This window comes from Maribacter aquimaris (genome assembly GCF_014596745.1).
GTDB classification, from domain to species: domain Bacteria; phylum Bacteroidota; class Bacteroidia; order Flavobacteriales; family Flavobacteriaceae; genus Maribacter_A; species Maribacter_A aquimaris.
The window spans coordinates 258,210-281,026 of record NZ_JABTCF010000002.1 but is presented as its reverse complement, the minus strand read 5'-3'; the positions used below and the strand labels follow the sequence as shown (position 1 = coordinate 281,026).

Annotated in this window: 19 protein-coding genes and 1 pseudogene; 13 read left to right on the top strand and 7 right to left on the bottom strand. The window is 41.5% G+C overall.

What is annotated here, in order from left to right:
* Nucleotides 1–7: 7 nt before the first annotated feature.
* From HPE56_RS05330 to HPE56_RS05320, 3 genes are all read right to left on the bottom strand, one after another.
* Nucleotides 8–2,497: a heavy metal translocating P-type ATPase gene (locus HPE56_RS05330; protein ID WP_188242737.1), complete on the bottom strand. Its 2,490-nt coding sequence runs from the start codon at nucleotides 2,495–2,497 to the stop codon at nucleotides 8–10.
* A gap of 73 nt (nucleotides 2,498–2,570) precedes the next feature.
* On the bottom strand, nucleotides 2,571–3,137 hold the full coding sequence (locus HPE56_RS05325; RefSeq protein ID WP_188242736.1) for an AraC family transcriptional regulator: 567 nt from the start codon (nucleotides 3,135–3,137) through the stop codon (nucleotides 2,571–2,573).
* A gap of 96 nt (nucleotides 3,138–3,233) precedes the next feature.
* Complete coding sequence (locus HPE56_RS05320) at nucleotides 3,234–3,647, bottom strand: HYC_CC_PP family protein (RefSeq protein ID WP_188242735.1); 414 nt, start codon at nucleotides 3,645–3,647, stop codon at nucleotides 3,234–3,236.
* Nucleotides 3,648–3,779: 132 nt separating this feature from the next.
* On the opposite strand from HPE56_RS05320, the gene HPE56_RS05315 reads away from it, so the two are divergent.
* The 7 genes from HPE56_RS05315 (at nucleotide 3,780) to rodA (ending at nucleotide 11,673) form a co-directional block, all read left to right on the top strand.
* Nucleotides 3,780–4,232, top strand: coding sequence for a GAF domain-containing protein (locus tag HPE56_RS05315; protein ID WP_188242734.1), 453 nt, complete (start codon nucleotides 3,780–3,782; stop codon nucleotides 4,230–4,232).
* Between the two features lie 227 nt (nucleotides 4,233–4,459).
* Nucleotides 4,460–5,989, top strand: a complete 1,530-nt coding sequence (purH, locus tag HPE56_RS05310) for a bifunctional phosphoribosylaminoimidazolecarboxamide formyltransferase/IMP cyclohydrolase (RefSeq protein WP_188242733.1) — start codon at nucleotides 4,460–4,462, stop codon at nucleotides 5,987–5,989.
* 55 nt (nucleotides 5,990–6,044) lie between these two features.
* Nucleotides 6,045–7,073, top strand: coding sequence for a rod shape-determining protein (locus tag HPE56_RS05305; RefSeq protein WP_109648904.1), 1,029 nt, complete (start codon nucleotides 6,045–6,047; stop codon nucleotides 7,071–7,073).
* A 76-nt stretch (nucleotides 7,074–7,149) separates the two neighbouring features.
* A complete protein-coding gene (mreC, locus tag HPE56_RS05300) occupies nucleotides 7,150–7,962 on the top strand; it encodes a rod shape-determining protein MreC (RefSeq protein ID WP_188242732.1) in 813 nt (270 codons plus the stop codon).
* Nucleotides 7,955–8,461, top strand: coding sequence for a rod shape-determining protein MreD (gene mreD / locus HPE56_RS05295; protein WP_188242731.1), 507 nt, complete (start codon nucleotides 7,955–7,957; stop codon nucleotides 8,459–8,461). The genes mreC and mreD overlap by 8 nt, the downstream gene beginning before the upstream one ends.
* Before the next feature lie 70 nt (nucleotides 8,462–8,531).
* The gene (gene mrdA, locus HPE56_RS05290) at nucleotides 8,532–10,400 is read left to right on the top strand and encodes a penicillin-binding protein 2 (RefSeq protein WP_188242730.1); all 1,869 of its coding nucleotides are present in this window, start codon (nucleotides 8,532–8,534) and stop codon (nucleotides 10,398–10,400) included.
* Nucleotides 10,390–11,673: a rod shape-determining protein RodA gene (gene rodA, locus HPE56_RS05285; protein ID WP_188242729.1), complete on the top strand. Its 1,284-nt coding sequence runs from the start codon at nucleotides 10,390–10,392 to the stop codon at nucleotides 11,671–11,673. The genes mrdA and rodA overlap by 11 nt, the downstream gene beginning before the upstream one ends.
* On the opposite strand, the gene HPE56_RS05280 is transcribed toward rodA, so the two are convergent.
* Nucleotides 11,670–12,482 carry a DNA/RNA non-specific endonuclease gene (locus tag HPE56_RS05280; protein ID WP_188242728.1) on the bottom strand — a complete coding sequence of 271 codons (813 nt, stop codon included), beginning with the start codon at nucleotides 12,480–12,482 and terminating at the stop codon, nucleotides 11,670–11,672. The genes rodA and HPE56_RS05280 overlap by 4 nt on opposite strands.
* Before the next feature lie 156 nt (nucleotides 12,483–12,638).
* Between HPE56_RS05280 and msrB the strand changes: the two genes are divergently transcribed.
* Nucleotides 12,639–13,100 (top strand): peptide-methionine (R)-S-oxide reductase MsrB, encoded by a 462-nt coding sequence (gene msrB / locus HPE56_RS05275; RefSeq protein ID WP_188242727.1) that lies wholly within the window; start codon nucleotides 12,639–12,641, stop codon nucleotides 13,098–13,100.
* A 503-nt stretch (nucleotides 13,101–13,603) separates the two neighbouring features.
* Complete coding sequence (locus HPE56_RS05270) at nucleotides 13,604–15,055, top strand: sugar porter family MFS transporter (RefSeq protein WP_188242726.1); 1,452 nt, start codon at nucleotides 13,604–13,606, stop codon at nucleotides 15,053–15,055.
* 1,129 nt (nucleotides 15,056–16,184) lie between these two features.
* On the opposite strand, the pseudogene cas2 reads toward HPE56_RS05270, so the two are convergent.
* From cas2 to HPE56_RS05260, 3 genes and pseudogenes are all read right to left on the bottom strand, one after another.
* A pseudogene (cas2, locus tag HPE56_RS05265) lies at nucleotides 16,185–16,531 on the bottom strand (CRISPR-associated endonuclease Cas2).
* Nucleotides 16,532–16,661: 130 nt separating this feature from the next.
* The gene (locus tag HPE56_RS20635) at nucleotides 16,662–16,778 is read right to left on the bottom strand and encodes a hypothetical protein (RefSeq protein WP_394355034.1); all 117 of its coding nucleotides are present in this window, start codon (nucleotides 16,776–16,778) and stop codon (nucleotides 16,662–16,664) included.
* Nucleotides 16,779–17,539: 761 nt separating this feature from the next.
* The gene (locus tag HPE56_RS05260) at nucleotides 17,540–19,735 is read right to left on the bottom strand and encodes a carboxy terminal-processing peptidase (protein WP_188242725.1); all 2,196 of its coding nucleotides are present in this window, start codon (nucleotides 19,733–19,735) and stop codon (nucleotides 17,540–17,542) included.
* Between the two features lie 204 nt (nucleotides 19,736–19,939).
* Between HPE56_RS05260 and surE the strand changes: the two genes are divergently transcribed.
* The 4 genes from surE to HPE56_RS05240 all read left to right on the top strand — a co-directional run bounded on the left by surE (nucleotide 19,940) and on the right by HPE56_RS05240 (nucleotide 22,817).
* On the top strand, nucleotides 19,940–20,713 hold the full coding sequence (surE, locus tag HPE56_RS05255; protein WP_188242724.1) for a 5'/3'-nucleotidase SurE: 774 nt from the start codon (nucleotides 19,940–19,942) through the stop codon (nucleotides 20,711–20,713).
* Nucleotides 20,714–20,827: 114 nt separating this feature from the next.
* Nucleotides 20,828–21,112 carry a hypothetical protein gene (locus HPE56_RS05250; protein ID WP_188242723.1) on the top strand — a complete coding sequence of 95 codons (285 nt, stop codon included), beginning with the start codon at nucleotides 20,828–20,830 and terminating at the stop codon, nucleotides 21,110–21,112.
* Between the two features lies 1 nt (nucleotide 21,113).
* Complete coding sequence (gene lpxB, locus HPE56_RS05245) at nucleotides 21,114–22,226, top strand: lipid-A-disaccharide synthase (RefSeq protein ID WP_188242722.1); 1,113 nt, start codon at nucleotides 21,114–21,116, stop codon at nucleotides 22,224–22,226.
* 33 nt (nucleotides 22,227–22,259) lie between these two features.
* On the top strand, nucleotides 22,260–22,817 hold the full coding sequence (locus tag HPE56_RS05240) for a C40 family peptidase (protein WP_188242721.1): 558 nt from the start codon (nucleotides 22,260–22,262) through the stop codon (nucleotides 22,815–22,817).

Here is a 22,817-nt window from a genome sequence, read left to right as displayed (position 1 = left end):
AACTTTTTTAATCAATTTTTACGGTACGTAAACGCAATGCATTAGCAATTACGGACACCGAACTAAAACTCATGGCCAAGGCAGCGATCATGGGTGACAGTAGTATTCCAAAAAATGGAAATAAGACTCCGGCCGCAACGGGTATACCAATAGTATTATAAATCAATGCGAAAAATAGATTCTGTTTTATATTCCGCATTACCGAATTACTCAACCTATATGCCTTTACAATACCGTGCAAGTCCCCTTTTACCAAGGTAATCGAAGCGCTTTCAATCGCTACGTCGGTTCCTGTCCCCATCGCAATGCCCACATCACTTTTTGCCAATGCAGGCGCATCATTTATGCCATCGCCGGCAACGGCGACCTTTTTACCTTCGGCCTGCAATTGCGATACCACGGCAAGTTTATCTTGTGGCAGCATTTCGGCCTTAAAATCGGTCAACTGTAATTCGTTGGCCACAGCCTTCGCCGTATCATGGTTATCTCCTGTTAGCATAATCACCGCAATACCTGATCGCTGCAATTCTTGAATCGCCTTTTTGCTTGTTTCCTTTATTTTATCCCCTATGGCAACAAAACCGACGGCCTTTTTACCAATTGCCAAATACGAAACCGTTTTTCCTTGTTTTTGACAGGATGCAACATCCGATTGCAAAGTATCGGGAATACTGACCTTCGCATCAGCCATAAGCCTACCATTACCCAAGGTGACGGAATCGCCCCCGATTTCACCAGTAACCCCTTTGCCCGCAACAGCGTTGAAATCGGACACCTTTAGGAGCCCGACATTTTGGGACTTCCCGTATTTGACGATCGCATCGGCCAAGGGGTGTTCGCTATATTGGTTCAATGAAACTATGTATTGTACCACTTTTTGTAAATCGAAACCAGCCACGGTGCCAACTTTTTCAACCGATGGTTTTCCCTCGGTAATGGTACCTGTTTTATCAATTATCAGTGTATCTATTTTGTCCATGCGCTCCAATGCCTCGGCGTTCCTTATCAAGACCCCCGATTGCGCGCCTTTACCCACACCTACCATAACGGACATTGGCGTAGCCAGTCCCAAGGCACATGGGCAAGCGATGATCAAAACCGCAATCGCATTGACCAAGGCATACACATAGGCAGGTTCAGGACCAAAAAAGACCCAAACGATAAAAGTGACCACGGAAACGAAAACCACGGTGGGCACAAAATAACCGGAGATCTTATCCGCCAATTTTTGGATTGGGGCCTGACTTCGGCTTGCCTTGTTCACCATATCAATAATTTGCGACAACAACGTTTCCGAACCCACCTTTTCAGCCTTCAGCACAAAAGAACCTTTACCGTTTATGGTACCCGAGCTTACGTTATCGCCCTCCACTTTTCGAACAGGAACAGGCTCACCGGTAATCATGGATTCATCAACCGCACTTTCCCCTTCAGAGATAACACCATCCACAGGGATTTTGTCCCCCGGTTTAACACGCAATAAATCCCCTTTTGAAATTTGATCTATTGCAATGGTTTCTTCCTTTCCATCCGTGATTCGTATAGCCGTGTTGGGTGCCAATTTCAAAAGCTCCTTAACAGCGGAATTGGTCTTACTATGTGCCCGTGCCTCCAACATCTGCCCAAAGAGCACCAAAGTCAGTATAACCGTACTAGCCTCAAAATATACATGCACCGTACCTCCATCCGTTTTAAACTGACTCGGGAAAAAGTCCGGCACCAATATGGCGAATACACTGAACAACCATGCTACCCCGGCACCAATGCCAATTAGCGTGAACATATTGAGGTTCCATGTTTTTACCGAACGATAAGCACGTTCAAAGAACATCCACGTTGCATAAAAAACCACGGGTAGTGACAGTACGAATTGAATCCAGTTCCAATACTTCACACGTAACAGATCATGAAGGGGGTTATTGGGCAACATTCCCCACATGGCGATGATAAAAATCGGCAGGGTAAAGGCGACTGCAATCTTAAACTTGCCCAAAAGCCTGTTGTAACTCTTATCCTCAGCCGATACATCTACCTGTTTTGGCACCAGATCCATACCACAAATGGGGCAATCCCCAGGTTCGTCATGTACAATTTCCGGATGCATGGGACACGTATACTTTTGATGGGTACTTACAGCACTTACTTCCTCTACCAAATCCATTCCGCATACAGGACAATCGCCGGGTTTGTCATAGGTCTTTTCCCCCTCGCAATGCATTGGGCAATAAAAAACACCATTGCCATTGACCTGCTTTTCCGCTTTTTTTACTTCATGATGGTGGTCACCTTGCTCATGGATGGAATAATGCCCACCATCTTTTTCCATTGCTTCTTGCAATGTTTTTAAGGAGATTTCCTTTTCAGACGCTATAACAGCCTCGGCTTTTTCCAAGTAGACCACAACATGGGTCACACCCTTGACCCCTGCCAAGGTTTGCTCAACATGGGCCCGACAACCGTTACAGCTCATTCCGTGAATATGATAGGTATGTTTCATTGGTATCTACTTTTTGTACTTTGCAAAATTACAATACAACACTCGTGAATATTTGACAAGTTATGGTTAAGACTTATACAATTTGGTCTAAGGACTTACGCCCCCATTCCTGCAAATTTTTGTATTCAGACATCGACAAACCGGTTACCATCTTAAATTGTCGCGCCAAATGACTGCTACTTTTATAACCCATTGTATAGGCTACCTCAGAAAAACCCAAATTATTCATCTGAATGAATTCCTTGACCTTTTCTATTTTTAGATGGATAACATATTTCTCTATGGAAATACCTTGGGTTTTGCTAAAAAGCTTGCTTAACAGGGAATAATCCCGATTCAATGCCTTTGATAAAAAGGCAGAGACATTCCTTTCCTTTACATGTTTTTCGGGGTCGACAAAATCGATGAGATTCGTTTTTATCCTTTCTACGATAATTTCATTCTTATCGGCAATAAGCTCAAAACCTTTACTTTCCAATACCTGACGCATTGTTTCGTAATCGGGTATTGTTTCGGATGCCACGGTTACCGTACCGAGTTCTACATCGACACATGTAGCACCGAGTTCTTCCAACGACTGGGAAACGATCATCTTACAACGGTCACAGACCATATTCTTAATATGAAATACTGTTTTCATTTTATGGTTTAAGCTTATTGAAAATTATAGGAATATATCGATATACATACATCGAAACACCCCTAAAAGAGTGATAAGAAAAAAACTAAAAATGAATCAAATCAGGAAGACATCGCCAAGCAACTGGAAATCCTTGACAATTTTGGGGGGAATATATTGTTTGTGCGGAATATTTTTAACCGCTATAGGTTCAAATAACCCAAGATACGTATAGGTATAGGCAACCAAGAACGGTTGCTGTTCTACATCAATATCATTAAAAGAAGGCCTTACATCATTTTGGCCTTCAATGGCAATCACCTCATCGTCACAACAAGATTCTTTATCTATCGTAGCCACCGAATCGGACTCCGAAACCATGTCCATACCACAATCCTGGGCATCAACAAAAAAAGCCATATCGACCAAATGCCCCATACAAAAGTGCTTCTCCACCTTCCAAGAGGTAGTAGTAGCCAAAAGCAAGAGCGCCATTGATACTGCCGTTATTTTAAATGCGATAGCTTTCACCCTGCAAAATTACAAATTATTGAAACAGCATGACTTGCCCTTTGGATAATTAACGCTTTTTTTGGGATTAAACGATTAAGACATCCAACCGAATAAAGAGTACATTTTAATATCTTAGCCGAAAATTTTGATATGCTGAAAGACCTACAGCCGAAGATAAACACCCTGCTTTCCGATTCAACCGCTAGTACAGAGGAACGCATGCAAGCCATCTGTGACTTTTTAAAAGAAAGTGTCACCCATTACGATTGGGTAGGGTTTTATTTTAAGAATGGCGATAAGGAAGAACTGAAACTTGGGCCCTATGCCGGGGCACCCACTGACCATACCATAATACCTTTCGGAAAGGGTATCTGTGGACAAGTAGCCGTAAGCGATCAAAACTTTGTGGTTCCCGATGTGCAGGCACAGGACAATTATATTGCCTGTAGCATTACTGTTAGAGCTGAAATCGTAGTCCCTTTATTTGTAAATGGTAAAAACATAGGGCAAATTGATATTGATTCGAACACAGCCGATCCATTTACCGAGAAGGACGAGGAATTGCTGGAATATATTAATGCGGAAATCGCCAAGATCCTTTAAAGGAAGTTTCATTCCAGGTCTAGCACAATGAGGTATTCTGTTTTCGGATGACCTTGTTGCTACTCCTGCAAGAAAAAGGCAATTTACCTTCAAAAAATATCCGTTTACGACCCCCTAATATAATTTTGGTTAAAACTTTCGTGGTTTTGTTGATAACCTGCGGCATTTGTTCGCTTCAAAAAAATTACTTTTGTGTGCTTTAGAAACTTAATCCCAGCAACACAAAAATGAGCACCAAAAAAGCGACCTCGGCCTTAATTTCAGTTTTTCATAAAGACGGACTTGAACCTATCGTAAAAAAATTCGACGAACTTGGTATTACCATCTATTCCACTGGTGGTACTGAAAAATTTATCAAGGACCTGGGTATAGATGTTGTCCCGGTTGAAGAGGTAACCAGTTACCCTTCCATTCTTGGGGGCAGGGTAAAAACCCTTCACCCTAAAGTTTTTGGAGGAATCCTGAACAGGCAGGACAACGAGGGCGACCTTGCCCAATTGGAAGAATTTGAAATCCCACAATTGGATATTGTCATCGTTGATCTTTATCCTTTTGAAAAAACTGTAGCGAGTGGTGCCTCAGAACAAGATATCATTGAAAAAATAGATATAGGTGGCATTTCACTGATCCGTGCGGCGGCAAAGAACTTCAAGGATGTACTTTGTGTTTCCTCAATGGAGGATTACGCCGAAGTATTGGAACTGATCACCAAAGGAAATGGATCAACCACCCTTGAAGACCGAAGACGCTTTGCCACGAAATCCTTCAACGTTTCTTCGCATTACGATTCGGCAATCTTCAATTATTTCAATACAGACCACGAAATAGCGGCCTTAAAGGTTAGCGAGACCCAAGGAAAAGTTCTTCGCTATGGTGAAAACCCACATCAAAAAGGATTCTTCTTTGGTGATTTCGATGCCATGTTCGAGAAGCTTCACGGTAAAGAGCTTTCATACAACAACCTTCTGGATGTTGATGCGGCCGTAAACCTGATGAACGAATTTAAAAATGACGGTCCCACTTTCGCTATTCTAAAACACAACAACGCATGTGGCCTGGCAATGAGGGACACCTTGCACCAAGCCTATGTAGATGCTTTGGCAGGAGATCCTGTTTCCGCTTTTGGCGGGGTCCTTATCAGCAATAAGGAAATTGACAAAGCAACTGCCGAGGAAATACACAAACTATTCTGCGAGGTGGTAATAGCACCAAGCTACGCCGATGATGCCCTTGAAATATTGAAAGGCAAGAAAAACAGGATCATCTTGATCCAGAATGAGGTCGAAATGCCAGACATGCTTATAAGAACATGTTTGAACGGTATGCTACTCCAGGAAAAGGACCACAAGACAGATACTGTGGCAGATTTATCCAAGGTAACCAACAATGCACCGACAGATCGCGAGATCGAGGACCTGATTTTCGCTTCAAAATTATGTAAGCATACGAAATCGAATACTATTGTACTTGCCAAGAACAAACAACTGTGCGCGAGTGGAACAGGTCAAACATCGCGTGTAGACGCCTTAAACCAGGCGATACACAAAGCAAAATCGTTCAATTTCGATTTAGACGGAGCGGTTATGGCCAGTGACGCATTTTTCCCTTTTCCCGATTGTGTGGAAATTGCGCATAAAAGTGGCATTACAAGCGTTATACAGCCAGGAGGTTCTATTAAGGACCAATTGAGTATCGATTATTGTAATGAGAATAATATTGCTATGGTAATGACAGGCACACGTCATTTTAAGCATTAATTTCATTACTTTTGTCGATGAAATGCACCTTTTAACCGAAACCAAATAACTTAAAATGGGATTTTTTGATTTCTTAACCGAGGAAATTGCCATTGACCTAGGTACGGCAAATACCCTCATCATTCATGCGGACAAAGTCGTTGTAGACAGTCCGTCAATCGTTGCCAGAGACCGTATTTCTGGGAAGATCATCGCCGTTGGCAAGGAAGCCAACCTGATGCAGGGAAAAACACACGAGAACATTAAGACCATTAGACCATTGAAAGATGGGGTTATTGCGGATTTTGATGCATCTGAAAAAATGCTGATGATGTTTATAAAGAACATCCCTGCCTTAAAGAAAAAATGGTTTCCCCCAGCACTAAGATTGGTTATATGTATTCCTTCCGGTATTACAGAAGTTGAAATGCGGGCGGTAAAGGAATCTGCGGAACGCGTAAATGGCAAAGAGGTGTACTTAATACATGAGCCCATGGCTGCGGCCATAGGTATCGGTTTGGATATCATGCAACCCAAAGGAAACATGATTGTTGATATAGGTGGTGGTACCACCGAAATCGCAGTAATCGCCTTAGGGGGTATTGTCTGTGACAAATCGGTAAAAATTGCGGGTGACGTATTTACCAATGACATCATTTATTATATGCGTACGCAGCACAACCTCTATGTTGGGGAAGCCACTGCGGAAGCCATTAAAATAGAAATAGGCTCGGCTACCGAAGACCTCCAAACCCCACCTGATGAAAAATCAGTACAAGGGCGCGATCTTCTTACCGGAAAACCAAAGCAGGTGCAGATATCCTATAGGGAAATCGCCAAAGCATTGGACAAGTCGATTCTAAGGGTTGAGGATGCCGTAATGGAAACATTATCGCAAACCCCACCGGAATTGGCCGCGGATATATACAATACCGGTATTTACCTTGCAGGTGGTGGATCTATGTTGCGCGGGTTGGATCGAAGACTCTCGCAAAAAACAGATCTTCCCGTCTACATTGCCGAAGACCCATTGCGTGCCGTTGTTCGGGGTACCGGAATAGCCTTGAAAAATTTGGAGCGATACAAGAGTATCTTAATCAAATAAAATTCAATGACTAGCAGGTAGACCGTACGGCTCATTATCAAGATTTTCGACCGAGGTACTAAATCAATAAAAGTGAATGCAGCAGATTATCAATTTTATTATTCGATATAAGAATTTACTTCTTTATATCTTATTGATGATTATCTCCTTGGCCTTCACGATTCAATCGCATTCATACCATCAATCACGATTCTTTAATTCCTCTAGCTGGGTAGCGGGGAATATTTACGGCTTCTCCCATAGTTTCAATACCTATTTTGACTTGGATGATGAAAATGAACGTTTGCTTAAGGAAAACGAAAGATTGCGCAATAAGCTATTCAATACAACCACATCGCCCAGTGTGGAAGTCGATTCCAGCTTAAGATACACGGTGATTTCCGGACAGGTAATCAAAAATAGTTATGCCGACCCCAGAAACTATATTACCATAAATCGGGGCGAAAACGATAGTATTAGCCAGGACATGGGTGTCATCACCGATTTGGGAATCCTTGGTATCGTGGAAAATACTTCCAATAAATTCGCTACTGTCCAAAGCATACTCAATACAAAATCGAATATCAATGCCAAAATAAAGAACACCAATCATTTTGGTTCTTTGATTTGGGACACCAAAACCTATAACACGGTGCAATTGATAGATATTCCCCGTTTGGTACCCTTGAACATTGGCGACACCATCGTTACGGGAGCCATGAGCAGTATTTTCCCTGAAAACATTCCTATTGGTACCATTAAAAAATTCGATCTCGACATTTCCAAGAGCTTTTACAAAATAGATGTAAACCTCTTCAATGACATGACCAATATCAAAAATGTATATATCATCAAAAATTTAGACCGAAAGGAAATCCTGGATTTGGAAGAAGCCACAAGCAATGAATAGAGGTATTCCCATAAATATAATACGCTTCATATTACTAGTCCTAGTACAGGTATTGGTGTTCAATAGACTCAACTTTTTTGGGTTTATCAACCCCATGGTCTATATCATGTTCTTATATTGGTACCCTATCAAGGAAAAAAGGGCCGTTTTCATTGGGTTGAGCTTTCTTTTGGGACTTTCTGTAGATTTCCTTTCAGACACAATGGCCATACATGCGGCCGCAACCACTACCATTGCCTATTTACGGCCTGCCATAATGCGCTTTGTATTCGGCATAAATTATGAATTTCAAAGTTTTAAATTAAGTAACACTACTAAGGCACAACAATTTACATTTTTGGCGTTATTAATACTGGTACACCATTCGGTTTACTTTTCAATGGAGATTTTCAGCATTGCCAATTTGTTGTTAATTGTGAAAAAAGTATTGTCTAATGGCCTTGCCTCACTAATTTTGTGTTTATTGTTCAGTACTTTATTCAGTGTGAAAAAGGAATAAGGTGTTTTATAACTATTTGTCGAATATAAAATAGGATTGATTTCCTTAAGCTTAAAAATCATTATCTTCAATGAAGAAGATTCTTCTATCATCTATTATCCTGATTATTGGAATTGTTTTTATCGGTAGGTTGTCTTACTTACAGATATTCAGTTTTTCCCCTGACCAGGTTTTGGAAGATCCTGCCATAAAGGCTATTTACGACTATCCCGAAAGAGGATACATTTATGATCGTAATGGCAAATTATTGGTAGGTAATGACCCGGCTTACGATGTAATGGTCATTCCTAGGGAGGTTAAACCCCTAGATACTTTGATGTTCTGCAATCTTATTGGCTTGGACAAGGATACCTTTATCAAAAAGCTTAAAAAAGCCAGGGTCTACTCCCCTAGACTTCCGTCGGTATTGGTCCCCCAACTGTCAAAAGAAGATTACGCGAAACTTCAAGAAAAAATGCGTCATTTTGAGGGCTTTTACATACAAAAAAGATCACTCCGCTATTATGACACGAAAAGTGCCGCCAACGTTTTAGGTTATATTAGTGAGGTCAATGAGCGGGATTTGGCCGAGAACCCCTATTATGTCCAAGGGGAATTAAAAGGAAGGACCGGGGTTGAAAAAACCTATGAAGACACCCTACGAGGAAAAAAAGGCGTGCAATACATTCAAAAGGACCGATTCAATAGGGATATTGGACCGTATAAGGATGGTGCCTTGGACACTCCTCCTGAACAAGGAAAGGAAATAAGTATCACCATAGATAAGAACCTTCAGGAATACGGGGAATTGTTGATGCATGGTAAACGTGGCGGTATCGTTGCCATAGAACCTTCATCGGGTGAAATCCTGTCAATGATTTCCGGACCTACCTATGACCCTTCACTTTTGGTAGGAAGAAAACGATCAAAAAATTACACGAAACTCTATAACGACTCCATAGCCAATCCTACTTGGGACCGTACCCTTTTGGCAGAACCTTCCCCCGGTTCACCCTTTAAAACCCTAAATGCATTGATTGCATTACAGGAAGGTGCCATAACACCGGATACTAAAATAATGTGTTATCACGGTTTTTATGTAGGCAAAACAAAACGTGGATGCCACTGTGGTGGAGGGCTTCGCGATTTGCACGTGGGTATATACAAATCCTGCAACGCCTATTTTGCCGGGGCATTCAGAAAAATATATGATAAATTCGATACTACGGACGAAGCCATGGATGTTTGGGAAAAACACATGCGCAGTTTTGGCCTTGGTGGTTACTTGGGATCGGATTTGCATACAGGCAGACCTGGTCGTATTCCTTCAAAAGAATATTACGACAAATGGTATGGGGACAATCGATGGAGTTCTTCCTATATCATATCCAATTCCATTGGTCAAGGGGAAATTGCGGTAACTCCCATCCAATTGGCCAATATGACGGCTGCCATAGCAAATCGCGGGTATTATTATACACCACACATTCTAAAAAAGGTCAACGGAAAGGATATTACGATACCCAGATTTACGGAAATGAAGCATACTACCATTGATCGGAAGCATTTTGAACCTGTAATCGAAGGTATGGCCGATGTCTACCACAAAGGTACCGCAAGGTGGTTGCAGATACCCGATATAGAAATCGCGGGCAAGACGGGAACCGTTGAGAACTACACGATTATTGATGGAGTCAAGACCCAATTGACCGACCATTCGCTCTTCGTTGCCTTCGCACCCGTAAACAACCCAAAAATAGCTATAGCCGTGTACATTGAAAATGGATATTACGGTTCACGTTACGCAGGGCATATCGCATCATTGATGATCGAAAAATACATTAAGGGGGAAATTACCCGAAAAGACATGGAAAAAAGAATGCTAGAAAAAACCTTAGATCACGAATACGCTAAACCGTACAGTGGCGAAGAGTTTAAGATAAACGAATATGTCTGGTAAAAGTATTCTAAAACGTCTCGATTGGCTTTCCATTATCATCTATGTCGCCTTGGTGGGGATCGGCTGGATAAATATCTATTCGAGCACCTTTACCGATACCGACCCTTCCATTATTAATTTTGCTTCCCTCCACGGCAAGCAATTATTCTTTTTTGGGGTCAGCATCGTAACCATAATTATTATTTTGGCGCTTGAGGCGAATTTTTTCGAACGGTTCTCCAGCTTATTTTATGTCATCTCCATGGCATTGCTGCTTGGATTGTTTGTTTTTGGCAAGACGATAGCCGGTGCCACCTCATGGTATAATCTAGGTTTTTTCAATTTACAACCTTCAGAGATTGCCAAAGTAGCGACGGCCTTGGCCTTAGCGAAGTACTTGAGTGACATTCAGACCGATATCAAAAGGAAAAAGGACCAGATATTTGCCGTCGGCATCATCCTATTGCCCGCACTATTGATCATTCCCCAACCAGACCCTGGGAGCGCATTGGTTTTTTTCGCGTTAATGTTCGTTATTTTTAGGGAGGGCCTACCGCTTTATTATTTGGTCATTGGCCTACTGACTATCTTGGTTTTCATCACAACATTGATGTTTGGAACCATATGGATCGTCATTTTCCTAGGCTTGGTTATTGCGCTATTCTTTCTGTTGAAAAAGAAAACATTCAAAATCCCTGTTTTCCCATTGACTATAATTATTGCGGCAACCATACTATTCTCACTCTCGGTTAACTTTGTTTTCAACAACGTTTTCGAGCAACGGCATAGAGACCGTTTCGGACTTTGGCTTCGTTTGGAAAAAGACCCTAAAAAGCTCGATCAAATACGAAAAACCATCGGATACAATACGTATCAATCTGAAAAAGCCATTGAATCCGGAGGCTTTTTTGGTAAAGGATTTTTGGAAGGCACCCGTACCAAAGGCGATTTCGTACCGGAACAACATACCGACTATATTTTCAGTACGGTAGGTGAGGAATGGGGGTTTATCGGTACCGCAACGGTGATACTTCTATTTACCATCCTATTTTTACGATTGGTGTATTTGGCAGAAAGACAGAAAAACCCTTTCGCCCGTATGTACGGCTACGGCGTAATTTCCATTTTATTCATCCACTATTTCATCAATATCGGAATGGTGATCGGTGTTTTGCCTACCATTGGTATACCGCTGCCATTTTTTAGTTATGGAGGCTCTGGCTTACTCTTTTTTACCATCTTGTTGTTCATCTTCCTAAAACTGGATTCGAACAGACTGAAGGAAGGCATTTAAAACTTCCACCCAGACCTCGTTGATTTGGCTTCCAGGGTTGTCTCTTCCCTATCGGATAGTTTTTCGAAAAAATCAATACCTGTCAACTTTTCAATTTGGTCTACCGAAACAATAAAATGTTGTATTGGTTTGGAACTTTCCCGGTTGGGCAACAAAAAGGCGATAACCTTAAGATCCTTGTCGTTTCCCCTTGCTATGATCTTATAGTAATAATCAGGCACATCAACATCCTCTTCCCCAATCTGATCAAGACCATCCTCAAGAACACCTCCAGTGACCACAAAAAGTTCGCCATACTGTTTTGCCCAGCGTCTGACCTGCATTTCAAGCTTATTCCAAACCCCGGAATTGAAATCCCGGTCCTGTGGACTTATATTACTCGTGTAAAAAGTCTCATTATAGGCATATTCGGAAAAACGACGATCGCCAGCAGGGCATAAATGGCCCCTGTCATATCCTGACCCTTTATAATTACGCCAATCGGCAGATTTGGTTTTCACTTTAGGATCTTCGATAAAATAAGGTCGTTTTCTATCGTCATAGGTAAGATGACTCTTTTTGAGCATATAGGCCACCCATTCGGCCTGCTCAAAAGGTTCATTATAAGACAACATAAAATGATCGTGTGCCACTACATCACCCGTTGACGAACTCGGCAAAAAATAGGATGGTATTTCCGTTTCCAGTCCGTCATCCGAAGACGTCGAATAGGTATCCGGTGTATAAAAATTATCGAACAGCCAAAAGCCAATGACACATAGTGCAATTAATATCGCATAAAGATTTTTATTGTTCAAGGCTCGACTCACTTGGCAAATTTAAATTAATTTAGCAAAGCCCCAACCTTTAATCCTGTAAGGTTATATTCAGGAAAAAGACTAACCATGGAACTTCACGAAGTTGTATTCAATCCTTAATTTGCAAAAGGAAATAGATACGAACCATTAAAGAAAGGAAAATAAGCTATGCTCACCTGGAAAGATATCATCAATTTTACGGTCAAAGGAAACCCAAAACCAGATCGCAGGGTCGAAAAGACCGATACCGAATGGCGTGAAACCCTTACTCCCGACCAATATAGGATTACCCGTAAAAAGGGCACGGAATCTCCCCATTCAGGAGCACTTTGCGCCATACACGAAGCTGGAAAATACAATTGCGCCTGCTGCGGCACCCCCTTATTCGACTCTACCATAAAATTTGAGTCCGGCACTGGCTGGCCCAGTTTTACACAGCCATATAAGGAAAACGCGATCCAATACAAAAAAGACAGCTCGTTTGGCATGATCAGGGTCGAAGTAATGTGCAACACCTGTGACGCACATTTGGGCCATGTATTCCCTGACGGTCCAGAACCGAGTGGCTTACGCTATTGTGTCAATTCCGAATCCCTTGTTCTAAACACCAAGGAAGCGGATATCGATTAGGACGACATTCCAGAACGAATGGAAGCTGTATATTCGGTGGTTTGACCTTAAGCCCGTGCTACTTGCGTCGGCCGTCTGGCAATAGACGCCCCAACACCATTAAAAACTTCTCAATCGCCCCTATTTTATACGGCGGACAGCTCCCCATTAAGATGGTATACTACAATCCATCGTTTTTAAACCTCACTCCTTTAAACGTAATTCCCCATATTTCTTAGAACGGAAAAAATAGCTCTTCCTAAACCACGGAATCCTACGTTTTAGTTATAAAATTTAAAGAAATACGGAGGTCATTTACAGAACAAAAAACTATATTTGACATACCAATGTTTTATGCGATTTATACCCTAAATCAAAACAAGACATTAGGTAAACCAAACCTCGACTGGGTGCTCTACGAATTATAATTTGGCAAATATCATGGACCTCATTGGGACTGATGTCCTTAATGTTTTAGGTCGTAGCAGCAGTCAAAGATTAAACTAATTAAAACCAAAACAACCATGGGTAAAACATCTACCGCAAAAATCAACATTTATTTTATCACCCTTGTAATAACCCTGGGCGGGTTATTATTTGGTTATGATACAGGGGTCATCAATGGCACCCAGTTCTATTTTTCAAAATATTTCGAACTTACCGGAGCCTTAAAAGGCTTTATTGTTAGTAGCGCCCTATTAGGAGCTTTGGCAGGGGCGGCTTCGGCAGGACTTATCAGTAAGGCTATTGGTCGTAAGAATTCCTTGATTATTTCAGCTGTTCTATTTTTTATTTCAGCGTGGGGATCAGGATTACCCAGCATATTACCGGAATCGACCACCTTATTGGTCATTTTTAGACTCATCGGGGGTATTGCCATAGGTATCGCCTCAATGAACGCCCCAATGTACATAGCAGAGATTGCCCCGGCAAAAAACAGGGGTATTTTGGTTACCTTCTATCAACTTGCAGTGGTCATTGGTTTCTTTGTGGTCTTTTTGGTTACTTATTTTATTGGTTCCGAATTGAGCGAAAGTGAGAATATAGCCTTTGGATGGCGTAACATGTTCTGGTCAGAAATGATACCAGCAGGTATCTTCTTGGGGCTCTTGTTTTTCGTACCTAAAAGTCCACGTTGGTTAATGATCAAAGGAAAAGAGGAAGAAGCCGAAAACATATTGACCAGAATACACGGTGAAGAAATAGCGGTAAAGGAAATAAAAGCGATCAAAGATTCCATAAAAGCGGAAAGCACGAAGGCAAAAGCATCCATCTTCAATAAAACCATGCTTCCTATTGTGATTATCGGTACGGTATTATCGGCGTTGCAACAATTTACCGGAATCAATGCAGTACTGTATTATGGGGCCGATATATTTGAGCAGGCCCTTGGTTTTGGACAGGATGATGTTCTTTTACAACAGATCTTATTGGCCTCCGTAAATCTTATCTTTACGTTTGTCGCCATGTTCACTGTGGATAAACTAGGTAGAAAACCACTATTGATCATTGGAGGTTTTGGAATGCTTATCGGGTTTTTATTGATGGGCTTTACACTTTATTTCAGTGATTATGCCGGCGTGAATTCTGCTGGCCTGCCAACCATATCTACCAATGAAGGTATTATCAGTTTGATCGGTGTTCTGATTTTCATAGGTTCGTTCGCCATGTCTATGGGCCCTATTGTTTGGGTGTTATTGTCTGAAATGTTCCCCAACAAAATACGGAGTACAGCTATGGCTGTAGCCGTGGCCGTACAGTGGTTGGCCAACTATTTTGTATCACAGACGTTCCCTATAGTGGTTGAAAGCGAGTCGAATGGCTTGATCATGAACGGAGGTACTTGGAACAATGCCCTTCCCTACTTCCTGTTTTCTTTCTTTATCATAATCATTATTGTGTTTGTCTATAAATACATCCCTGAAACCAAAGGCAAGACATTGGAAGAAATGGAAGCCTTATTTGCTAAGAAATAAACACTTGTGCCATGTCTATTTCATATAGTGCATAAATCATGTTTAAGATGCCTCGCTTTTTAAAAATCGGGGCATCTTATTTTTTTAGCCCTCCTATAAAAGGTCCTTCCTAACCATGAAGCATAAAAATATGGCGCATAGCAATGACCCGCCGTGAATTGTTTTGGATACGTTCTACCTCAAGGTTTTCTTCGTTGCTTTACTAAATATAGCGTAACACGCTATATTATTTCCAACTTCCTTATTTGGAACTTCGATGTCCGTTCTTTAATTCAAGCCCTGAGCGCAGTCGAAGGATTAAGGATAGTTCACAGGGACACCCCGACATAATAAGCTGGTATCCTAATTTTTAGAGGATGTTGCAGAAATATAAAAGCCCTTATCAAGGTCTCGAATGCGCTCGACCTGACACCTAATTGATTCTTTCTTTACGATTGAGGTCTCGACTGCGCTAGATTTGATAATTGATCGGTTCTTCTTTCTTATGAATGAGGTCTCGACTGCGCTCGACCTGACAGGCTAATTCTATCATTCTAACAAGTTCACCACTGCGCTCGTACTGACAGTCCGGTTCCTCTATCATCTTGACGGGTCCCCATCTGCACTCGAACTTACATTGTCTATCCTTATATCTTTTTATTAGTTCTCGACTGCGCTAGATTTGATAATTGATCGGTTCTTCTTACTTTATGAATGAGGTCTCGACTGCGCTCGAACTGACAGGCTAATTCTATCATTCTAACAAGTTCACCACTGCGCTCGACCTGACAGGCTAATTCTATCATTTTGACGAGTTCCCATCTGCACTCGAACCTACATTGTCTATCCTTATATCTTTTAATTAGTTCTCGACTGCGCTAGATTTGATAATTGATCGGCCTTTTCTTTATGAATGAGGTCTCGACTGCGCTCGACCTGACAAGCTAATTCTATCATTATGACAAATTCACCACTGCGCTCGACCTGACAGGCTAATTCTATCATTTTGACGAGTTCCCATCTGCACTCGAACCTACATTGTCTATCCTTATATCTTTTAATTAGTTCTCGACTGCGCTAGATTTGATAATTGATCGGCCCTTTCTTTATGAATGAGGTCTCGACTGCGCTCGACCTGACATTCTGTATGCTAAAAAAGTTCCAATTGTTGGGTAGGGGTTTCGGATGCTGCTTCTTTCTGACCGTGGAACAATTCGATCATCCCAAATTGCTTGTCGGTAATCTGCATAATGCAGAGCTTGCTTTTTATTGGCAGGTTGGATTTCGTTCCTTTTATATGTACCCCGGCATTTTCGCGACTAGGGCAAAAACGTAGGTATATACTAAATTGGAACATCGTAAATCCAACATCCAATAGATTTTTCCGGAATCGTGTCGCTATCTTACGATCGGTTCGTGTTTCTGTCGGTAAATCAAACAATAAAGTACCCACATACTTCTATACTGGTTTATACGGCTAAATCGGTTTGTATCCATCTTATTGCTCTCGGCATAATCACAAAAATGGGAATACCAAAATCTTTTCATTTGTCATTACAACTGCGTAAGTGTCCTTCACATCACCATAAGTCTTCGTTTGTCAGGTCGAGCGCAGTCGAGACCTCCATCAAGGTTTACACTTTAAGGTGAAACAGGTCTTCTTACTCTCGAACTGATGTTCATCGAAACCTCTGCCCAAGTAGTTGGTACTACCCGTGTACCGTAGGCCGTTTTTGCATTCCAGTATATAAACCTAATAGGTTTTTGGTTCTCGACTGCGCTCGTACTGAAAGTCCGGTTCCTCTATCATCTTGACGGGTTCCCATCTGCACTCGAACTTACATTGTCTATCCTTATATCTTTTAAATTAGTTCTCGACTGCGCTAGATTTGATAATTGATCGGTTCTTCTTACTTTATGAATGAGGTCTCGACTGCGCTCGAACTGACAGGCTAATTCTATCATTCTAACAAGTTCACCACTGCGCTCGTACTGACAGTCCGGTTCTTCTATTACCTAAACGAGTTCCCATCTGCGCTTGACCTTACATTGTCTATCCTTATATCTTTTTATTAGTTCTCGACTGCGCTAGATTTGATAATTGATCGGCCCTTTCTTTATGAATGAGGTCTCGACTGCGCTCGACCTGACAAGCTAATTCTATCATTATGACAAGTTCACCACTGCGCTCGACCTGACAGGCCAATTCTATCATTTTGACGGGTTCCCCATTGCACTCGAACTTACATTGTCTATCCTTATATCTTTTTATTAGTTCTCGACTGCGCTCGACCTGACATTTTATTTATAGCAACTCTTGATACAACAACCTTCCACTACTCCCCAAAAAACATTCATACAAGTTATTCGTGGCGCGAAAAATAGATATATCCCATTGTAGGATGGACGAGGTAGGGCATACCGTATTTCTACGATAATCAAGAGCACAAAAAAACCCTGACGCTAACGGTCAGGGTTTATAAACAATAGTATTTATTAAGCTTTCTACCCCTTCACACTAGCCAATTTGGCATGCTTCAGGTTATTGCCCTTAAGGTCTTGCAATACATTCACGGCCTCTTCCACATAAACGTCCTTGGCTAAATTCTTGTGCCAACGGTCTCTCTTCTCCCTTAAGTCCTCATCTTTGGTAAACAATTCCTCCTCATACTTCAATGATCCAAAAGTCAATTTAGAATCGTATTCGGTCAATGATTTAAAGTAATCGGATTTTTTCTTGTCTTTAGTCTCTTCTTCTTTATAAACATCATAGTTCAATGAAATAAGATTTTCATCCTGTTGATCTTTGATCCATTTGGCATTTTCCTCGATTAATTTTATTTGAGGGTTTGCTGCCATCCGCTTTTCACTGTTGGCTATGGTTTGCTCATAATCGATATACCCGTTCCATATTTTATACTCCGCTGGGGTGATCTTATCCCATTTCAATGGATTCGATTGATCCCTTTCACCCAAATCGATATAGCTATACTTATCCGGTACTACAACATCACTTTTCACGCCTTCCAACTGGGTAGAGCCACCATTGATCCTATAAAACTTCTGGGTCGTTAACTTTATGGCCCCTAAATCGCCATGCTCATTGCTTCGTACAATATTTTCCAAAGGAATCACATTTTGGACCGTTCCTTTACCAAAGGTCTGCTTACTACCAATAACTATGGCCCGTTTATAATCCTGCATGGCAGCTGCCAAAATTTCGGAAGCCGAAGCTGATAACTCATTGACCAAGATCACTAAAGGTCCGTCCCATTGAATGCGCTCATCCTTGTCGTCATAAACATCCTTGCCTTTTCCATTGGACCGCACTTGTACTATCGGACCATCCTTAATGAACAATCCGGCCATTTCAACAACTGTTTTCAATGAACCACCTCCATTATCACGTAAATCAAGAATCAATCCCTCAACGCCTTCCTCCTTTAAACGATCAACCTCCTTGGCTACATCGGTCGCTGCATTCCGTTCAGAATAATCATTGAAATCGACATAAAATTTAGGAAGATCGATAAGACCGAATTTTTGGTCCCCTTTTATGATACTGGCAGATTTGGCATAGGATTCCTCCAATTCAACCACATCCCTTGTCAAAGAAATGACCTCGATCGAACCATCGACTTTCCGTACTGTTAAATCAACTACGGTACCTTCTGGGCCTTTGATCAATTTAATGGCATCATCCAATCGCATGCCTACAATGTCTACAGGATCATTACCATCTTGGCCTACCCGGATGATCTCATCACCAACTTCCATACGCTGGTCTCTCCAAACCGGTCCACCCGAAATGATTTCCACGATCTTGGCCCCTTCGGGTTTCTTTTGCAATCGCGCTCCGATACCCTCAAATTTACCCGACATGCTCACATCAAACTTTTCCTTATCCTCAGGAGCAAAATAATAGGTGTGGGGGTCAAATTCATCAACAATGGTATTGATATATTGTACAAACCAATCCTTACGTTCCAAATCATCGATAAAATCAAAAAACTCATCCAAGGTTTTCTTTGTTGTCTCCCTTGCTTCTTTTTCCGCTTCTTCCGGTGTTAGTGCCTTCCCCAATTCCTCGTCTGAAATACCAGGATGCTCTACGGTCGTTTCAACCTGTTCGTTTTTTACCTTTTTGGAAATCTTTGGCTGTTTTGCAGATTGGGTCAGTTTAGAGTCATAGGTACCTAAGGTAGCATACTTCAATTGTTTTCTCCATCGTTCCTTAAGCTCCTCCCTGGAAGCGGCAAAAGGTTCGTCCTCATATTTTATACTAATGCTTTCCTCAACGGAATAATCAAAAGGAACATCCAATACTTCCTTGTAGATTAATTTTGCATCGTTCATCCGTTCTATGAGCCGGTTGTAGACCACGTTAAAGAAAGTGATGTCGGTATTGTTGATTTGATCATCGATTTGAAATTTATACTTTTCAAAATCCATGATATCACTCTGTAAGAAGTATCTTTTTGTAGGATCAAGGACATCGATAAAATCCTCAAATACATTCACCGAAAAATCATCATCGATCTGTTTGGGTTCGTAATGCCCTTTTTCCAAAACATACGTAATCAGGTCCAACAACAATTTATCCTTGTCATCACCCTCAAACTCATAGGATTTATTGGTGAAACTGCAAGATGCGACTGCAACAAGCATCACGGTTAGGGCATAGGCCAAGTTCCTTCTCATAAAATATTCTTTGTTATTTATTAATAACCTTTTCTTTTTCTAAATTTTTAGATTCCACATTAACCTGCGAATGGGTCAATCAGATTCCCTAATATACTGAAAAAACCGTGCCAGCACTTAAGTCCGTGACATTAAATTTTTGTTAAACACCATTTGGGAACTTCTGTTTTTTTAAACGTATTTTTACCTAATAAAGTATGTGATATGGAAAAACCCCTTATCCTTGTGACCAATGACGATGGTATTACCGCCCCAGGACTGCGGGCTTTGATACGTTTTATGTCTGAAATCGGGGAGGTCGTTGTTGTCGCACCTGACAGTCCGCAATCCGGCATGGGACATGCCATTACCGTCGACAATACCTTGTATTCCTCAAAGGCAGATATAGACCAAACCGATGGCGCCCTGGTCGAATACAGCTGCAGTGGCACACCCGCTGATTGTGTAAAACTTGCCCTTCAGGAAATTTTGGACCGTAAACCCGACATTTGCATCAGTGGTATAAACCATGGTTCGAATGCATCGATCAACGTTATTTACTCGGGAACTATGAGTGCTGCCATCGAAGCCGGTATCGAAGGGGTCCCGGCCATTGGATTTTCCTTATGCGACTATTCCTGGGATGCCGATTTTGAATCGGCCAAGGAAGCTATCATAAGCATCGTTAACGGGGCCCTTAAAAACAAAATTCCCAAAGGTGTGGTTCTCAATGTGAACATACCCAAAATAGACCGAAGACTGCCAAAAGGAATAAAAATATGCCGACAGGCCCGGGCAAACTGGAAAGAAAAATTTGACAAACGAACAAACCCCAGGGGTAAGGAATATTATTGGCTTACCGGTGAATTTGAACTTCTCGACAAAGGGGAAGACACCGACGAATGGGCTTTGGCAAATGATTATATATCCATCGTTCCCACCCAATTCGACCTAACGGCGCATCATGCCATACAGGAACTGAATGGTTGGGACCTTTAATTGTTTCCTCCAGGACGTACTTTTTGAGTAAAAGGTATTTTGTATTTTGGCATACTCGTACAATTGAAAAAAACTATTTGGACAAATCTTGAATTTGTACTTGAAATTTGAACCATGAACACTAAAAAAGAAATTATTATCGGCTTTATAATAGGCCTTATCGCCAATACCATAGGCACTTTAGCCTATATCGTATTGTTTTCTGACTTCAGTATTACCGAAACCTTTGAAGCCGCCATTAAACAAGGACATGTGGGAAGTCTGTTGGCACTTGGTGCGATCCTGAACCTGGTAGCCTTTTTTGGATTTTTGAAAATACGGAGGGACCAACGTGCCAAAGGGGTTTTAATTGCCACTTTGCTTACTGCAATGGTCATTCTTTATTACAAAGTATTTTAATATGAAATACTATATCATCGCAGGGGAAGCATCCGGAGATCTTCATGGATCCAATTTGATCAAGGCATTGAAACATAAAGATCCCGATGCCCAAATTAGATGTTGGGGTGGCGATCTTATGGAAGCTGCCGGTGGCACTTTGGTGAAGCACTATAAGGAAATGGCCTTTATGGGATTTATTGAAGTCATTATGAACTTGGGCGCTATCTTTGCCAACATCAAATTCTGTAAAAACGACATTACCACCTTTAACCCCGACATCATCATTTTCATCGATTATTCCGGATTTAACCTTCGCATTGCCGAATGGGCAAAACAACAGGGTTTCAGCACCAATTATTATATATCGCCCCAAATTTGGGCTTCAAGGGAAGGACGGATCCATAAAATAAAAAAGAACATCGATGCGATGTATGTAATTCTTCCTTTCGAAAAGGATTTCTATGAAAAAAAACATGACTTTCCCGTCCATTTTGTAGGCCACCCCTTAATCGATGCCATCGAAAATCGAAGTGAAATAGACGAAAAGTCATTTAGGGAAGTGAATAAGCTTGATAACGACAAACCCATCATCGCCCTGCTACCGGGTAGTCGTAAACAGGAAGTCAAAAAAATGCTTATGACCATGCTTTCGGTAACCGACGATTTTCCCGATTATTACTTTGTTATCGCAGGGGCCCCAAGTTTGGATAACGAGTTTTATGCCCCATTTTTAAAAAATACCAATGTAGGTTTTGTTTCCAATAAGACCTATGCCCTTTTGAGTGCATCCTATGCCGCATTGGTCACCAGCGGTACGGCAACCTTGGAAACCGCATTGTTTAAAGTACCACAGGTCGTTTGCTATAAGGCCAATTGGATATCTTATCAAATCGCGAAACGCATCATTACCCTAGAGTATATTTCCTTGGTAAACCTGATTATGGATAAGGAAATCGTTAGGGAACTGATCCAAGATGACCTGACAACCAAAAACCTGAAAAACGAGCTTGCCAAAATATTGGAAGGCAGTAGCCGTGAAGACCAATTGAAAGCCTATGACCAATTGGAACAAAAGTTGGGTGGTAGGGGCGCCAGCAGTAAAGTAGCCCAGCTAATTGTAGAAAATGCTTAAATTTGGGATTCATAGACCATTTTCCTACCCCGAATGAAAAGATTATCACCCTTTATTGTACTCCTTCTTTTTTTAAGCAGCTGTGTTGCCAAAAAAAAGACCACCTATTCCAGGGAGCGCAAAATCACCGTTGAAGCCTCTCCCGAAATCACCTCGTCTGAAGCGGATAACAACCTGACCAAAGCCTCCGAAAACCATTCATCCGAATCCAAGGTCAATAGGATCATCAATACAGCCCTGACTTTTTCGGGGGTACGTTACAAATATGGCGGTACGACCAAAAAAGGTATGGATTGTTCCGGACTTCTTTATGTCGCCTTCAAGAAAAACGATGTAGCCCTTCCCAGGGTTTCCTCAGCCATGGCCAACCAAGGAAAACGAATACGGGTAAACCAAGTTGAAAAAGGAGACCTCCTCTTCTTTAAAACCTCCCGCAAGGCAAAAAAAATAAACCATGTAGGCTTGGTAGTCGCTGTTGATAATGACGATATCAAATTTATACATGCCTCAACCTCACGAGGGGTCATTGTTTCCTCACTGCGTGAAGGATATTGGAATTATGCTTTCGTAAAAGCAACTAGGGTGCTATAA

What these genes read in the sequence shown, in the direction of transcription:
- mreC (WP_188242732.1), top strand. Translation starts at nt 7,150, where the DNA reads ATGCAGCAGATTATCAATTTTATTATTCGATATAAGAATTTACTTCTT.
- surE (WP_188242724.1), top strand. Translation starts at nt 19,940, where the DNA reads ATGGAAAAACCCCTTATCCTTGTGACCAATGACGATGGTATTACCGCC.
- HPE56_RS05270 (WP_188242726.1), top strand. Translation starts at nt 13,604, where the DNA reads ATGGGTAAAACATCTACCGCAAAAATCAACATTTATTTTATCACCCTT.
- HPE56_RS05240 (WP_188242721.1), top strand. Translation starts at nt 22,260, where the DNA reads ATGAAAAGATTATCACCCTTTATTGTACTCCTTCTTTTTTTAAGCAGC.
- HPE56_RS05325 (WP_188242736.1), bottom strand. Translation starts at nt 3,137, where the DNA reads ATGAAAACAGTATTTCATATTAAGAATATGGTCTGTGACCGTTGTAAG.
- HPE56_RS05305 (WP_109648904.1), top strand. Translation starts at nt 6,045, where the DNA reads ATGGGATTTTTTGATTTCTTAACCGAGGAAATTGCCATTGACCTAGGT.
- rodA (WP_188242729.1), top strand. Translation starts at nt 10,390, where the DNA reads ATGTCTGGTAAAAGTATTCTAAAACGTCTCGATTGGCTTTCCATTATC.
- lpxB (WP_188242722.1), top strand. Translation starts at nt 21,114, where the DNA reads ATGAAATACTATATCATCGCAGGGGAAGCATCCGGAGATCTTCATGGA.
- HPE56_RS05315 (WP_188242734.1), top strand. Translation starts at nt 3,780, where the DNA reads ATGCTGAAAGACCTACAGCCGAAGATAAACACCCTGCTTTCCGATTCA.
- HPE56_RS05260 (WP_188242725.1), bottom strand. Translation starts at nt 19,735, where the DNA reads ATGAGAAGGAACTTGGCCTATGCCCTAACCGTGATGCTTGTTGCAGTC.
- purH (WP_188242733.1), top strand. Translation starts at nt 4,460, where the DNA reads ATGAGCACCAAAAAAGCGACCTCGGCCTTAATTTCAGTTTTTCATAAA.
- msrB (WP_188242727.1), top strand. Translation starts at nt 12,639, where the DNA reads ATGCTCACCTGGAAAGATATCATCAATTTTACGGTCAAAGGAAACCCA.
- HPE56_RS05250 (WP_188242723.1), top strand. Translation starts at nt 20,828, where the DNA reads ATGAACACTAAAAAAGAAATTATTATCGGCTTTATAATAGGCCTTATC.
- HPE56_RS05330 (WP_188242737.1), bottom strand. Translation starts at nt 2,497, where the DNA reads ATGAAACATACCTATCATATTCACGGAATGAGCTGTAACGGTTGTCGG.
- mreD (WP_188242731.1), top strand. Translation starts at nt 7,955, where the DNA reads ATGAATAGAGGTATTCCCATAAATATAATACGCTTCATATTACTAGTC.
- mrdA (WP_188242730.1), top strand. Translation starts at nt 8,532, where the DNA reads ATGAAGAAGATTCTTCTATCATCTATTATCCTGATTATTGGAATTGTT.